Annotated in this window: 11 protein-coding genes, 1 tRNA gene and 2 pseudogenes; 9 read left to right on the top strand and 5 right to left on the bottom strand. The window is 60.1% G+C overall.

What is annotated here, in order from left to right:
• The first annotated feature begins 79 nt into the window (after positions 1–79).
• Both FJ414_RS23825 and FJ414_RS23830 read left to right on the top strand, forming a co-directional pair.
• Complete coding sequence (locus FJ414_RS23825) at positions 80–1,003, top strand: DUF1003 domain-containing protein (RefSeq protein ID WP_140646833.1); 924 nt, start codon at positions 80–82, stop codon at positions 1,001–1,003.
• A gap of 261 nt (positions 1,004–1,264) precedes the next feature.
• A tRNA-Arg gene (locus tag FJ414_RS23830) sits at positions 1,265–1,341 on the top strand.
• Positions 1,342–1,622: 281 nt separating this feature from the next.
• On the opposite strand, the gene FJ414_RS23835 is transcribed toward FJ414_RS23830, so the two are convergent.
• A complete protein-coding gene (locus tag FJ414_RS23835) occupies positions 1,623–2,216 on the bottom strand; it encodes a hypothetical protein (protein WP_246672488.1) in 594 nt (197 codons plus the stop codon).
• A gap of 92 nt (positions 2,217–2,308) precedes the next feature.
• On the opposite strand from FJ414_RS23835, the gene FJ414_RS23840 reads away from it, so the two are divergent.
• Complete coding sequence (locus tag FJ414_RS23840) at positions 2,309–2,524, top strand: helix-turn-helix transcriptional regulator (RefSeq protein ID WP_082525684.1); 216 nt, start codon at positions 2,309–2,311, stop codon at positions 2,522–2,524.
• 209 nt (positions 2,525–2,733) lie between these two features.
• A pseudogene (locus FJ414_RS31900) lies at positions 2,734–2,808 on the top strand (transcriptional regulator); the annotation flags it as partial.
• Positions 2,809–2,813: 5 nt separating this feature from the next.
• On the opposite strand, the gene FJ414_RS23850 reads toward FJ414_RS31900, so the two are convergent.
• Positions 2,814–3,665, bottom strand: coding sequence for an exonuclease domain-containing protein (locus FJ414_RS23850; RefSeq protein WP_140646834.1), 852 nt, complete (start codon positions 3,663–3,665; stop codon positions 2,814–2,816).
• A 410-nt stretch (positions 3,666–4,075) separates the two neighbouring features.
• Between FJ414_RS23850 and FJ414_RS23855 the strand changes: the two genes are divergently transcribed.
• Positions 4,076–6,058, top strand: coding sequence for an AAA family ATPase (locus FJ414_RS23855; RefSeq protein ID WP_181181695.1), 1,983 nt, complete (start codon positions 4,076–4,078; stop codon positions 6,056–6,058).
• Positions 6,059–6,314: 256 nt separating this feature from the next.
• On the opposite strand, the gene FJ414_RS23860 is transcribed toward FJ414_RS23855, so the two are convergent.
• Positions 6,315–6,515, bottom strand: coding sequence for an AlpA family phage regulatory protein (locus FJ414_RS23860; protein WP_140646846.1), 201 nt, complete (start codon positions 6,513–6,515; stop codon positions 6,315–6,317).
• Positions 6,516–6,642: 127 nt separating this feature from the next.
• Positions 6,643–9,690 carry a Ti-type conjugative transfer relaxase TraA gene (gene traA, locus FJ414_RS23865; RefSeq protein ID WP_140646836.1) on the bottom strand — a complete coding sequence of 1,016 codons (3,048 nt, stop codon included), beginning with the start codon at positions 9,688–9,690 and terminating at the stop codon, positions 6,643–6,645.
• Between the two features lie 172 nt (positions 9,691–9,862).
• Here traA and FJ414_RS23870 point away from each other — a divergent pair, with 172 nt between their 5' ends.
• The 4 genes from FJ414_RS23870 to FJ414_RS23885 all read left to right on the top strand — a co-directional run bounded on the left by FJ414_RS23870 (position 9,863) and on the right by FJ414_RS23885 (position 13,574).
• Positions 9,863–10,189 carry a conjugal transfer protein TraD gene (locus FJ414_RS23870; protein WP_181181699.1) on the top strand — a complete coding sequence of 109 codons (327 nt, stop codon included), beginning with the start codon at positions 9,863–9,865 and terminating at the stop codon, positions 10,187–10,189.
• Between the two features lies 1 nt (position 10,190).
• The gene (locus FJ414_RS23875; RefSeq protein WP_140646838.1) at positions 10,191–10,457 is read left to right on the top strand and encodes a conjugal transfer protein TraD; all 267 of its coding nucleotides are present in this window, start codon (positions 10,191–10,193) and stop codon (positions 10,455–10,457) included.
• Between the two features lie 440 nt (positions 10,458–10,897).
• Positions 10,898–12,496: an AAA family ATPase gene (locus FJ414_RS23880; RefSeq protein ID WP_140646839.1), complete on the top strand. Its 1,599-nt coding sequence runs from the start codon at positions 10,898–10,900 to the stop codon at positions 12,494–12,496.
• On the top strand, positions 12,483–13,574 hold the full coding sequence (locus tag FJ414_RS23885) for a UvrD-helicase domain-containing protein (RefSeq protein WP_140646840.1): 1,092 nt from the start codon (positions 12,483–12,485) through the stop codon (positions 13,572–13,574). Before FJ414_RS23880 ends, FJ414_RS23885 begins: the two co-directional genes overlap by 14 nt.
• A gap of 90 nt (positions 13,575–13,664) precedes the next feature.
• Here FJ414_RS23885 and FJ414_RS23890 read toward each other — a convergent pair.
• Positions 13,665–13,806 (bottom strand): annotated as a pseudogene (locus FJ414_RS23890) (IS630 family transposase); the annotation flags it as partial.
• Between the last annotated feature and the right edge of the window lie 76 nt (positions 13,807–13,882).

The raw sequence follows: 13,882 nt of genomic DNA on the forward strand, positions 1-13,882 counted from the left end.
GGATTCACACTCAGCATGGATATGCTGCGCCGGCTTGGCGTATCGTAGCCGCAAAAGCCCGCGAACAGGAGCACCGACCATGGCAGGCGACCCGAAGGCGTCCGCGCAAGTCCAGGCCGACAACGAGAACGACATCGCCGGCGAATATCTCGAGGCGGAGACCGTGCCGGAGGATGCGCAAGCCGCCGCCGACGAGATCCTCGAAGCGCCGGAAGTGCCGGATTCCGAACCGCATGTGCCCGGCCGGATCAAGCCGAAGAAAAAACCCTCGGCGATCAGCGGCAGAAAGTTCCGCAAGCGCGACCTGGTGCGCGTCGATGATCTGAGGCCCAGCCTCGCCGACCGCATCCGCTCCGACCATCCAGACCTGCCGCGCGGCGCCCGCATCAGCCGCGAGGAGCTCGGCCGCTACCGGATGCGCTACATGGAGGAATTGCTGCAGCAGGAGCACGGCGAATTCTCCGAGCTCGACCGCCAAGTGGTGGAATCGATCGCCAGGCAAGACACGATCTCGGAAAACTCGGAAGAGGAGTTCGAGGAGCACCGCTCCTTCGCCGACCGCGTCTCCGACACCATGGCCGAGTTCGGCGGCAGCTGGTGGTTCCTCATCTCGTTCGGCGGCGTGCTGCTGATCTGGATCGGCATCAACCTGATCGCCGGCCTGGCGCACGCCTTCGACCCCTACCCGTTCATCCTGCTCAACCTGATGCTCTCCTGCATCGCCGCCATCCAGGCGCCGGTGATCATGATGAGCCAGAAGCGGCAGGAGGCCAAAGACCGGCTGCGCTCCTTCAACGACTACCGGGTGAACCTCAAGGCCGAGCTCGAAGTGCGGCACCTGCACGAAAAGCTCGACTACCTGATCTCGCGCCAATGGCAGCGGTTGGCCGAAATGCAGCAGATGCAGCTGGATGCGATGCATGAGCTGGCCGGCGCGAAGAAGCAGAAGCGGGCGACAAGGGCGGTGCGGAGGAAGACGGCGAAGGTGGGGGTGGAGGGATGAGGCCGAAGAGCTTGCGTTCCTCGCCCCCACAAAGTGGGGGTCCGAAGGACAAGCGAGACCCGCGGCTCGCCCCGGAACGGAGGCTCGACAAAACCGAGACGGAGAGGGGGGCGCCATCTCCGATGGCCTATCGGTCGGACAATCGACCCATTACAGGCCGCCGCACAATCGCCAATTGGCCGTTGAAGCTAGGTGCGGCTTCCGCTAAGAAGCCCGTGGCTGGCCGGCTTACCGGCTGGTTCGTTTTCCGGTTTCCGGGAAGCACCCGTAGCTCAGCTGGATAGAGCGCTGCCCTCCGAAGGCAGAGGTCGCAGGTTCGAATCCTGCCGGGTGCGCCACTTTTATACAGTGAAAACAGTCGGTTAGCAAGACCTTCTTTCTCTGCGAAGGGCCCGGGAAACACGTGGCGGAAGCACCACGGAAGCAGTCGGCAGGATGTTCGGGTTAGCTATAGCCCGGACGCTATTCAATCAGCCGCCGGCTTCCCTTCAAACAAACCAGCGATTTCGGCGATAGCTACGCGTCTGGCCGTGACGAGGCTTTTGCACAACGGCCAGTTTCAACATACCCACGTTAGGGAGCTTGGCACCGCACCAAGCCTCGGACAGCCTAGCGAGATTTATAAAGCGGATTCGTTCGGCCGAGCATCCTCGTCCGCAAGCGCCCTGACGAGCTTGCAAGCGTCCTGCCAATAACGCGCTGCATCAGCCCTTGCCGAGGCGCGGTCCGGCCGATAAGGAGGCAATTCGCCCGCAACGGCTTTGAGGTCACGTAGCACCGAAGCAATATGCGGCCACGGAAAGTCAGTCGGGTCACCGATATCTCGATCTGCGCCGACGATCATCTCCAACTTGGCTATGACACCAGCGAGCGACGAAGCCGTCACCTGGGGAATATTATCTTGAAGCTTTAGAGTTTCGGTCATCGCCAAGACCTCGGCCTCCCGCGCAATCGCATACGCCCTTGGATCACCGAGAATGTGATTCGCTCGGCTTTTCGTTCGCTGCAGGGAATCTCCGGTCAATCCCCGAATACCGGGATTGACCATTATTCGGCTCTCCAGCCGCTGCTGCGCGCGGCATAACACCAGAGAGACGTACCGAGCCATCTGCCAACCGTTCATCAGCTGGAGTGCGTCGTCGTGTAGCACTGCAGGTTGCGGTTGCTTGTCATGGCAGGTTGCGATGAGAACATTCGGCTTTGTCGTCGACACGGTATGGCCTCCTTCAAAAGGCGAATTTAACCAACAGCTAATACATATTATAGTTGATAAACCTAAAGTGTGTAAACCTCGATTGTCGACGCATGGACATGCGTCAGCTTGTTGGAAAAAACTTCGCTCGTATTCGGCGAGAGAAAGGCCTGACGCAGGAGGAGGTCGAAGCGCGCTCCGGATTCAGTCAGCAGTATCTAAGTAGCCTTGAGCGCGGTCGTCGAAATCCCACCGTGATTACTCTTTACGAACTTGCCCAAGCGTTAGGAGTAAGTCACTTGGAATTGGTCAAGCCAGACGGCTCCTAGTCCTGGCATAGTTACGAGCCGCTCGGGAGCGAGCGTTCAAAGGACCTGTAGCGGCCGAGCGGCAAGGCCGGGTTTGCAATGCCCGAAAAACCAGTCATTCAATTGTATGGCAATGCCAGGCGTGGCGGCAACGGATAGGACATACTGTCCCCAGAAGGCAGCGACGGCCCGGCTATCCGCAGGTTTACAACGTCGGCGCCGTTTGCCGCGCGCTTGAGGCCGCTGGCGTCGAGTTCATTCCGGAGAATAGTGGCGGCGATGGCGTCCGGCTCCGGAAGCCATAGCCAAATTACTCGGCAACAAGGGCCATGAAATCCGTTTCAGCAAGGAAGCGTATCGGCTGCCCTGTCGCTGCCAAACCCTCTGCCTTCAGGTGCTTCGAGCTTTTGGGATTGCCGTTGGTCCTGAGAAGATCCTGATCGCCGACCACTAGGACGGTGGTGGCTTTGGTAACGCCCGTATCGACGGCACCGCCTGCCATGTGAGCGAGATCAGCAGCTTCGCGGCGGGGTATAGACAAGCTCCCAGTGAACACAACCGTCTCACCGAGCAACGGACCGTCGCCGTCGCCGTCGCGCCTTTCTCCACCTTTCGGATGCCCGGAAAGGCTAAGCTTCACGCGAAACAGCCATTGGTCGAGGTCTTGGCCTGACTGATCTATGGCGCGAAGCAGAATCAATCCCGCAGTTCGTGCATCCTCCAGAGCGTCATGATGCCGAAATGGGATGCCGAAGCTGTTTGCAAGATTTCGGATCCCGTAGCCGCTCTGAGCGAACTGGGGCCACGCCCGCCTGGCAACCTTGGCTGTGTCGAGCCACCGACAAGACACTGCCGGCAGGCGATGATGGTCATGAGCCTGGGTGATAGCTACGCGGTCAAAATGGGTGTGGCAGACCACAACCTGGTCTCGCGCATATTCCGCAAGCCAAGGGGAAACTTGCGGGAACGTCTTTTCCCCGACAACTTGCGACTCGTCGATGCCGTGAATTGAGATGTTCATGCCATCGAACTCTTCCCCAGGATTGATGAGCACTACGTCCGACGCGACCTCCTTCCCGTGTTCAAAGACAACGATACCGATCTGGCAGATACTGCGCATCCGAGCATTTGCCGTTTCCACATCGATGGCAACAAATCGCATCTGACGCCTCCCCCTGTTCCAATACTCTCACAGGCTCGCCGGAGGTCAAGCAAGGACCGCCTTGACCAAGGCCGCGCTGCCGGGGGGGCAATGGCAAAGGTATAGTTCTATTCAACGCCGCCTCGGCTCCATCGATATCGTCCACTGAGATGCTCACGTCGGCGTAGCGCCACAAGCGGCCACTCACGCTCTCTAATCTGCGCGCCTCGATCATGGTTTCTGATCTAGTCGTTGATCCGGAGGCTTGGCTGCGGTTCCGATCTGCGACGACGACTCTTTCTGTAGTTCTGCACTGGCAGGACGCCTCACACGGGCGGTTTTCGTTGATTTGGAACCGCAAGACTCGCACTACACAGTCCTGAGTGCTAGTTACTCTCCGATGTTTTAGTGACGTTGCTTGGGGGATTTCCGTGGAACTGAAAAGCGTGCGTATCCAGAACTTCCGATCCGTCGAGGACTCTGGCGAGTTCACCGTCGAGCATCTCACCTGCCTCGTCGGTAAGAATGAGGCAGGCAAGACCGCCGTTCTTCAAGCGATAGCTGGCCTCAATCCCCATCCTGCAACGCCGTTCGCATATGAGCTGGAACGCGACTACCCGAAGCGTTATCTGGCTCGATACAAGGAGCGGCACGACGGCAAAGAAGCCGAAGTTATCCGCTCGGTCTGGGAGCTGAACCAGGAAGAGATCTATGAGTTGAAGGGAGAGTTTGGTCCCGAAGCGGTCACCGGCAAGTCGATAACAGTGTCTCGCTCTTACAACTCGACCGCTACGGCTTGGACGGTTCCGATCAACGAGGCCAGCGCCATCGCCTTCCTCATCTCGCAGCGTGGCTTTTCAGCCGCCGAGAAGAGCCAGGTCGGCAGTCCGACGACGATTAAGGAGCTCATCGCGAAGCTCACCGAGCTTGAGGCGAACACCAAGCACAAGGCATTGCTCGACCTGGTGAACGCTTACCCACACAAGTCGATCTTCCATAAGGCGCGAGCGATCCTCGAGCCACAATTTCCCCAGTTCATGTATTTCTCAAACTACGACCGCATGAATGCGGTGGTGCATCTGCCATCGCTCAACGACTGGGCGAACGACAAGACGCTCTTCAGCAATGAGCAGTACCGGGGCGATCGGCTCTTTTGGGAGTTCCTCGAATACTCCGGCGTGCCCCTCTCTGAGATCTTGGGCACGACGACCTTCGAAAGCTTCAACGCAAAACTGCAGGCTGCATCGAACGTCCTCACGGAGGAGATCCTCGAATACTGGACCCAGAACCAGGACATCGAGATACGTGTGAGCGTTGCCCAGGGCCTTCCAGGCGATCCACCGCCCTTCAACTCGGGCGCCGTCGGCCGCGCCCGTATCTACAACCTACTCCACAAGGCCGACACGTCGTTCTCGGAGCGGAGCGCCGGCTTTACGTGGTTCTTCTCATTCCTCATCAAGTTCGATCGTGTGAAAAAGGACGCCACGGGTAAGGTCTTCCTGCTGCTCGACGAGCCCGGCCTAACGCTCCACGGCCTCGCCCAAGCTGATCTACTGCGCTACTTCACCGAGAAGCTCGAACCGCACCATCAGATCATCTACTCGACCCACTCCCCCTTCATGGTGCCGCACGACAACATCATGGCCTCACGGATAGTTGAGGACCTTGTAGAAGTCGACGCGCGTGGACGGCGCACGCCTACGGGCACGATGGTGCGCGAAGATGTGCTCAAGGCGGACAAGGACTCCGTGTTCCCCCTCCAGGGAGCGCTCGGCTATTCGCTAACCCAGTCGCTTTTCATCGGAAAGCACACGATCCTCGTCGAAGGGCCAGGCGACATTCTCTATCTGCAGGCGCTCTCAGCTGAGCTACTCCGCCGCAAGCGTACCGGTCTTGATCCGAAGTGGGTTATGTGCCCAGCTGGCGGCATCGACAAAATCCAGTCGTTCGTCTCCCTCTTCGCAGGCAACAGCCTCGATGTGATAGCGCTCTCCGACTACACCAAGAAGGACAAAACGAAGCTGGAGAACCTCCGCAAGTCCGAGGTCATCAAGGACGGCGGTGTGCTGTCGATCGCCGACTTCGTGACCCAGGAGGAGGCCGACTTCGAGGACCTCTTCGATCCGCAGCTGTTCTGCGCGATCGTCAATAGTACCTACGAGCTAAAAGGCGAGCAGAAGCTTGATCCAGCCAAACTAAAAGCCGCCGACGAGAACACCGAGCGTCAGGTGAAGAGGGCGGAGGTGTACTTCAACCTGCTTCCAGAGCCAACACCGCTCTACAGCCATTTCACACCGGCATCCTGGCTGCTGATGCGCCCGGAGACGCTCGCGGGCGATGCAGAGCCGGTCCTCAAGACACTTGAGCGCGCTGAGACCCTCTTCAAAGTGCTCAATGGGCTGATGGCAAAGTAAGCCGCTGTCCCCTTGGACACGGTTATCTCACGGGCTGCCCCCGGCAGCCGCGAGAGCATGACGGCCGAGATGCTGGGGTGTCCGCTCGTGGCCAGAAGCCGCAACATTGCCGCGCGGCCTAAATGGCTGCGAGGGGGTCGGTTGCTGAACGGCGGCCATACACGAACCCGGCCGATAGTCGACAGTCGGCTATCGCCCCATATTGGACATCCATCAATCGACAGATCGGTGGTCAGCTCCGGACAGTAGTGGCGCGTTATTCCATTCGAACACACCAGCCGGTGGGACTCTCAACCCACCGGTTGATATCGGATTCGCGCCAGCCCGCCCCGTTGACGCTAATCCTGATCTGAGCCGGGAACGTGCCTTCGGCAATCTTGCGATAGAGGGTTGAACGGGACAGGCCGGTCCTGGCAAGGACGGTTTTGAGGCGTATGATGCGATCCGGCTCGGGCATAAATGCCTGCACCTCACTGGTTCTTGCTGATTGCTGCTGGGACAGACAGGACGAACCCATGCCGGAAGCAATCAGGTTTGTCGCCTCAACCGGCTGCGGCGTGGAAACGGCGGCAAATCGGCATGCCTTAGATCCCAATCCCTCGCCCCTTGCCAATGCCATGGCTGAAGGCGAGTTCCGCGCCCAAGCGACGACCCGAATCCACGTTGATGCCGAGCTCGCGTTTGCGGTTTGCGAGTAGGGATTCAAGCTGAGGATCGCGTTCAAGGCTCTTAGCCATATCGGACATGACCGAGCGCGTTGACTTGTAGCCGGACATGTCGCCGGCCTGATATTGCTCCTGTCCCGTACGGTCGAGCTTTTGCCAGCGTTCCACGAAACGGTCGGCGCGGCGGCCGGGATCGATGTCCATCCCGGTGCGGATTTCCGTTTCGAGCTGGAGAGCAAGCACGACGCGGCTGACGCGGCCGGCCCCCGCCTCGCGGACAAGTTCGGGATTTTTCACATAAGCCGCTTCGGCATCGCGCCAGCCATGCGGCCGCACCTTCTCGAAAGCGCTACGGGCTTCTTTTAGTTCGCGCATCTGGTCGGGACTGCCCCGCCCGTCCGCATTTGCGGTACTGAGGATTGCATCGATCGCGCGCGCGTGACGCACAAGCGCGTTTGTTCGAGCGCTGCGCAACGCCGCTTCCGCGTCCACCGGCGTATCCGTTTCGCGCGACACGCCGGTGGCGAGATTTTCTCCTCCGAGCATGGGCCGCGCATCGCCGATCTGCGCGCCGACACTCTCCCTTCCCGGCCCAGGTCGACCTTCCTGCCTGGGCTCGCCGTCTGCGGGCGAGTGCAACCCGTCGAGCAACCCGCCGATCCTGTCGCGCAGCTTCTCCGGAACCATCCGGCGCACGATCGCGACCACGCGCTCGCGGAACGTGATACCGCGCCGCTCGGCATAGCTTTGCGCCGGGTCGATCTGGTCGTAATCCGACGCCACGTCCTTGGCGCGGTCCCGTGACAGCGTTCGGTCGAGCCGATCTCGTGTCGCGAAGTCGTCGCTGGCGTAATGCAGGTCCATCCCGTCTCGATGTCGCGACAGGGCAACGTAGCTGCCATGCGCATCCATGCCCGGCGTTGCAAGAACATGGGTCCGGTCGATTGTCATGCCCTGCGCCTTGTGAATGGTCGCGGCATAGCCGTGGTCGATGTGCGCGTAGTCCTTCAGGTCGAAGCGAACCGACCTGTCGTCATCGGTGCGCACGGTCATGCTCTGTGTGCTGACTTCCTCCACGATGCCGAGCGTGCCGTTTTTGACGCCGAGCCCGCGCTCATTGCGCAGGAACATGAGCCGGTCGCCTCTGGCGAAGTTTCTTGGGCCGCGTTCGACAGCCACTTGCACTTCGTCGCCGAGATCGCCAGCAGCGCGCATGCGCTCGCGCGCTGCCTGGTTGAGCGCGCGCACCTCGTCGTTTGTGTGGGTGAGGATTATCCGGCTTGCCTCTGGATGCGCCTGCCTGTCGCGGTCCCAGCGCTCGACGAGTTCACCTCGCGCGTAGTCGCGCGTTGCAGCCTGATGCACCATGCCTTGCGCGTCGTAGGCGCTGATCGCGGCGCCGATCCTGCCGGTTGCCAGATCGCGCGTGGCATCGCGCTGCCAGTCCTCGCGCTGCCGGCGCACCTGGCCGATTTCGACACCGCCATGTCGCTCGTGGATAGAGCGGAATGCAGCGCCGGCTTCGATCGCCTGCAGCTGGTGCGGATCGCCGACGAGGACGACTTTCGCGCCAACGTCCGCCGCATGGGAGAGCACGCGCTCCAACTGGCGCGTGCCGACCATGCCGGCTTCGTCGATCACCAGGACATCGCGCGTGGTGAGCAAATCCCTGCCCTGTTCCCAGCTATGCTCCATACTGGCGATGGTGCGCGACGAGATGCCTGATCCGCCTTCCAGATTCTCGGCGGCAATGCCGGAGAGTGCGGCGCCTCGAACCTCGAAGCCCGCCGCTGCCCATGCCTGGCGCGCAACGCCCAGCATGGCGCTCTTGCCCGTGCCGGCAAAGCCGACAATGACACCAAGACCGCGACCATCAGTGATGTGCGCAAGCGCATCGCTTTGCTCGCCCGACAGGACAAGCCCGCGTTGCGCGGCCCGCGCCAGTGCTGCCTCGCGATGTGCGTCACTCACCGCGTGTCGCTCGTCCAAATCGATACGTTCTGCCGCGCGGTAAAGGCGCTGTTCGGTGTCGATCATCTGCCTTGTGGTGAAACGATCTTCGCCGCGCCTGTCCTTGCCAAGTTCGATCAGATCGGGCGCGCTGGTGATGGCTGCCATGACGGCGTTGAACTGCTCCATTCCGTCGCTGTGGCGATGCGAGAACTTCGCAATGTCTTTTCGCGTGAAGGTCGATTGCTGATGCGTGATGGCATCCAGCGCCACGGATGGATCGGCGATGATCCGCGCGCCATTGTTGCGCGCGATCTCGCGGTGCAGTTCGGCTCGATCTGCTTCAATGTCGCCAGCGTCAGGGCCACCACCCTCGATGCGTTGCGCCGGTGCACCAATCTGGGTTTGTGGCTCCAAGGCAATGCCCTGCGCTTCCAGACTGCGATGATCGATGCGGGCGTCGATATCGAGTTCGGCAAGCCGCTCATTGGCAAGTTCGGCCCAGCGCTTGCGCCAGCGCTCGACCAGCTCGGTCTGGTTCCAGTCTCGGACCTTTGCGCCAAAGCCATCCTCGTCCACGGACCGCATGGTGAGCATGACATGGGCATGCGGTTTGGGACTGCCATCCTCAGCCCTGTCCCAGTGCACATTGAGATCTGCGACCATGCCCCGGCTGACAAACTCGGCCTGCACGAAGTCGCGCGCCAGTTCGATGCCTTGCGCCTGGCTCAGTTCGCGTGGAAGGGCAAACTCCACCTCGCGGGCGAGCTGCGCATCCTTCCTCACCTCGAACGCCTCGACATCGTTCCACAGCCGTTCGCGGTCGCTCCAGGCATTCGGCGCATTCTGCGGCAGCAGAACCTCGGAGTGGACGACACCGCGCTTGGCCGAGAAGTCATGGCTGCGTTCGATCCGCTCGTCGCGCAGCCGCGTAGCCGAGCGGTAGGCGGCGGATGCCACTGCACTTGAGCCTGCCTTGCGGCCAATGACCTTGACGTGAAGATGATAGATCGCCATCGCGACCAGATCATTTGCACGGCAAAGCGTGCGTCGGCACGACGTATAAGCGCGCCCTCCCTCGAAAAAATCTCGGGATGGACCAGCCCGTCCCGGGCTGTCTCGGCAACCTTGAAGCCTTCCGGTAGGCGCTCGCCTATTATCGCTGCATTGACGTCAGATGGAGACAGCCATGCGTAAACCAAGAGACTTCGATGCGGAACTGAAGGCACTCGAAGACAAGGCGCGGGAACTCAAGACGCGAAAGGTCCAGCAGCTTGGCGAGCTTGTGATCGCCACCGGCGCCGATCAACTCAGCACCGACGAGCTGGCCGGCGCGCTGGTCGCAATCGCCGAAACGAAAGACACTGCCAAGCGTGAGGCGTGGGCGAAGCGTGAGGTGATGTTTTTCGAGAGCGGGTCCAAAAGAACTGCTCCGGCATCTCAGCGCAACCTGCGCAGCGCTCAGGCGCAACCAGGCAGCCAACAATCGCCGACAGGCGGCACTGGCTCGCAATGACATGCGCACGTGGCAGGTCGAGCGTCGCAAGCGCACCCGACACCTGATCGAACTCGGCGGTCTGCTCGTCAAGGCCGGCATCGTCGAGCTGACCAATGACGATCGCTCCATCATCTACGGCGCGCTCATCTGGATGGCTGATAAGCTTAAAAGCGAGGATGCCGAACGCGCGCGAAGGCTCTGGGCCGAAAAGGGCAAAGCGGCGTTCGCGAGCGAACCACTGGTGAATTCGCCGACCGCTTCGCATGCGCAGCAGGACCGGGCGTGACGATGGCGGGCGGCGCAAAGACCTCAAATATCGTAGCGCCTCCCGCCATCGCTGGCAGTCGGAAGATAATGCAACGTGCGTCTGCAACCGAATGAATCGCGAGGCGGCGGATGTCTTGACTGGGGCCGCTGAACGAACACATCTCGGACGTTCGAGACCACTGGCAGTTCCCGAAAGCTGCTCCTTGTCCTAGCAAGGAGTATCGGGATCGCGCCCCCGCAGCGGATGCTCAACTGGCCGGTGGGCGACCCCAAGTTCTGTGGTACTTCAGGTGTTAACTTGGTGGCAGTTTCTAGGGTGGAGAACTGCTGCTACCGTGTGGGCGAAGCAAAGATCACCAAGATCGCTCCGGTCAGCCCTGCCAAGATGAGGCGGAAAAGCATTGCGGGGGTACACTTCGCAGGTGGCAAAGCCCTTGGTTCGGCGCAAAAGGGGGAAGTATGTTCATCCAACGTGTCGTCATTGACAACTACCGCTGCTTGAAGAAAGCGGATGTCACATTCAATGCTCGGATGAACGTAGTCGTCGGAAAGAACGAATGCGGCAAATCCACACTGCTTGAAGCGATCCACTTGGCGCTGACCGGCCAGTTGAACGGCAGGCCGCTTCAGATGGAACTCCATCCTTACCTCTTCAACGTCGATGTAGTCTCAGAATATTTCGAGCAACGAACCCAGGCCCTTAACCCCGAGCCTCCCCGTATACTGATCGAGCTGTACCTCGCCGACGATCCCGCGCTGGCGAAGCTGAAGGGCGATAACAACTCACACCGGCTCGATCTCCCTGGCATTTCGCTCGCAATCGAGCTGAATCCGGCGATGGCGTCCGAGTTCGCGCAATACGTAGCCGATCCGTCCGAAATCCGCACGGTTCCTATCGAATACTATTGTATTCGTTGGCGCGGCTTTCACGACAGCGACATCCTCAACTCTCGCGAAATTCCCCTCAACGCCAGCCTCATTGACGCGAGCACGATCCGGAACAACGCCGCGGCGAGCCGCTACATCATCGATATCGTCAAAGAGAGCCTGAGCCCGAAAGAGAAGGTTGATTTGGCGCTGACCTATCGCCTGATGAAGCACCGCTTCCTAGAACAGCCCAAGGTTCGAGCCATAAACGATGCGCTGGCCGCCAAGCAAGGAGAGATCAGCGATAAAGCGATCTCGCTATCACTCGACACCTCGTCGCGGGCGACGTGGGAAGCGGGGATCATGCCGCACCTCGACGACATCCCTCTGCCGCTGATTGGTAAGGGCGAGCAGAATGCGGTAAAGATCAAGCTCGCGCTTGAAACCTCAGCCCGGTCGCACATCATCCTGATTGAGGAAGCGGAAAACCACCTTTCCTACGCGAGTTTGAACGAGCTGATTGGCCACATCGCGGCCAATGCCGGCGAACGGCAGATCTTCATCACTACCCACAGCAGCTTCGTGCTTAACAAGCTTGGGGTCGAGACCGTTCTCCTGTTCCAGCGTGGGAAAGGCGTGCGTCTGAACGAGCTCAAGGACACCACAACCCGCGACTATTTCATGAAGCTGCCTGGCCACGATACGCTACGCCTTATTCTCTCGAAGCGCACAATTTTGGTCGAAGGGCCGTCGGATGAGTTGATCGTGCAGCGCGCCTTTCAGAAGAAGCATGGGAGGATGCCGATCGAGGATGGCATCGATGTCATCTCGGTTAACTCGCTCGCGTTCAAGCGTTTTCTCGCAATAGCCCAGCTGCTCGACAAGGAAACCGACGTGGTCACCGACAACGACGGCGACGTCGCCACGCTCAAGGCAAGATATGCCGACCATCTAGGTCTCGCCGGCATCGCTATCCAGTATGACGACGATGAAGGCGCGACCACCCTTGAGCCGCAGCTCTTGAAGAAGAACGGTTTGCCAGTGATCAACGCGGTGCTCAAAGAATCCTTCTCTGACGAGCCAACCGCGCTCGCGTGGATGAAAAAGCACAAGGCGGAGACCGGCCTTCGATTCTTCGAGTCGGCCGTGGAATGGAAGGCACCGGACTATATAGACCGTGCCCTCCGCTAACCGCATCATCATCTCTGCGGCCGGCGGGGGCAAGACGACGCGTGTCGTTGAACAGTCGCTCGCTGCCACAGAAGGCGCAACAGCGTTGGTGACATATACTCGCAACAACGTCCGCGAGATTGAGCGCAAGGTCTATGAGCGCATTGCGGCCATCCCTTCGAATGTCGAGATCATCTCCTGGTACTCGTTCCTGCTGCGTGAACTGGCCCGACCTTATCGATCCGCGCTACACAGGCACCGCATAGAGGGAATTCACTGGGTCGAAGGTAAGTCGGTGCAATATGTGCCTGAGGTAAAGACCGACCCGCATTATTTCCTAAGCGGAACCCGCATCTATTCCGACAAGATCGCAAAGTTCATCTGCGTCTGCGACGCGCGCACCGCCGGCGCGGTCATGCGCCGGCTTAGGCAGCGGTTCAGCCGGATTATCATCGACGAAGTGCAAGACATGGCCGGCTACGACCTCGACGTACTCGAACTCATCTTGAAGGCGGGCATCAATGTCACCCTTGTTGGCGACCACCGGCAAGCCATCCTGTCGACGAATAACTCGTCGAGGCACAAGCACTTCGCCGGGCCCGCGATCATCAAGAAGTTCCGTGTGTGGGAAAAGACCGGGCTCGCTGCCATCACGTACGAGCAGCACACGCATCGCTGTAATCAGGCGATTGCCGATCTCGGCGACAGCTTCTTTCCAGGCGCGCCGAAGACAGTGTCGAACAACCAGCTTGTAACGGGTCACGACGGCGTGTTCCTCGTCGGAAGCGCCGATGCCGACGCCTATGTCGCGCGCTACACGCCGCAGGTGCTCCGCTATAATCTGAAGACTTCGTGTGGATCGCATCATGCGATCAATTTCGGCGAGTCGAAGGGCATGACCTTTCCAAGGGTGCTGGTCTTCCCACACGTCGGAGCCAAGAAATGGTTGGCAACGGGCAGCCTCGCAGCGATCGAGAAGTCGGTTGCCCGCATGTATGTCGCCGCAACCCGCGCGCGCTACAGCGTGGCGTTTGTCTACGACGGCAAGGAATGCGCGATCGCAGCAGCGCGCTGGGATTCAGCGGCAACTCCTACTTAAACGCCACAGTGATTGGCCCGCCGGCTCGCGCAGAAGCTATCGGTTACCGGCCCAAAGCGGCTGACCTCGGAAGGCCGCAGCTAGAGCGTTTCATGTTTTGACGGAAGCATAGCCAGCCTTTGCGAGGTAGTTAGCGCATTCGGTGGGTTGTGATTGTGTGGATAAGCTGGCCGATGGTACGCCACGTCTCTTCAATGGTTCGGCGTTGGGCGTGTCGCATCCAGTGTTTGATCGTAAGCGGTGTTCTCAGGCCACGGCCTTAAACTCGGGAGCGGCGACGTAGGCCCAGGGCAGGAGTTCGTCAATTT

The organism is Mesorhizobium sp. B3-1-6 (assembly GCF_006439555.1).
Taxonomy (GTDB): Bacteria; Pseudomonadota; Alphaproteobacteria; order Rhizobiales; family Rhizobiaceae; genus Mesorhizobium.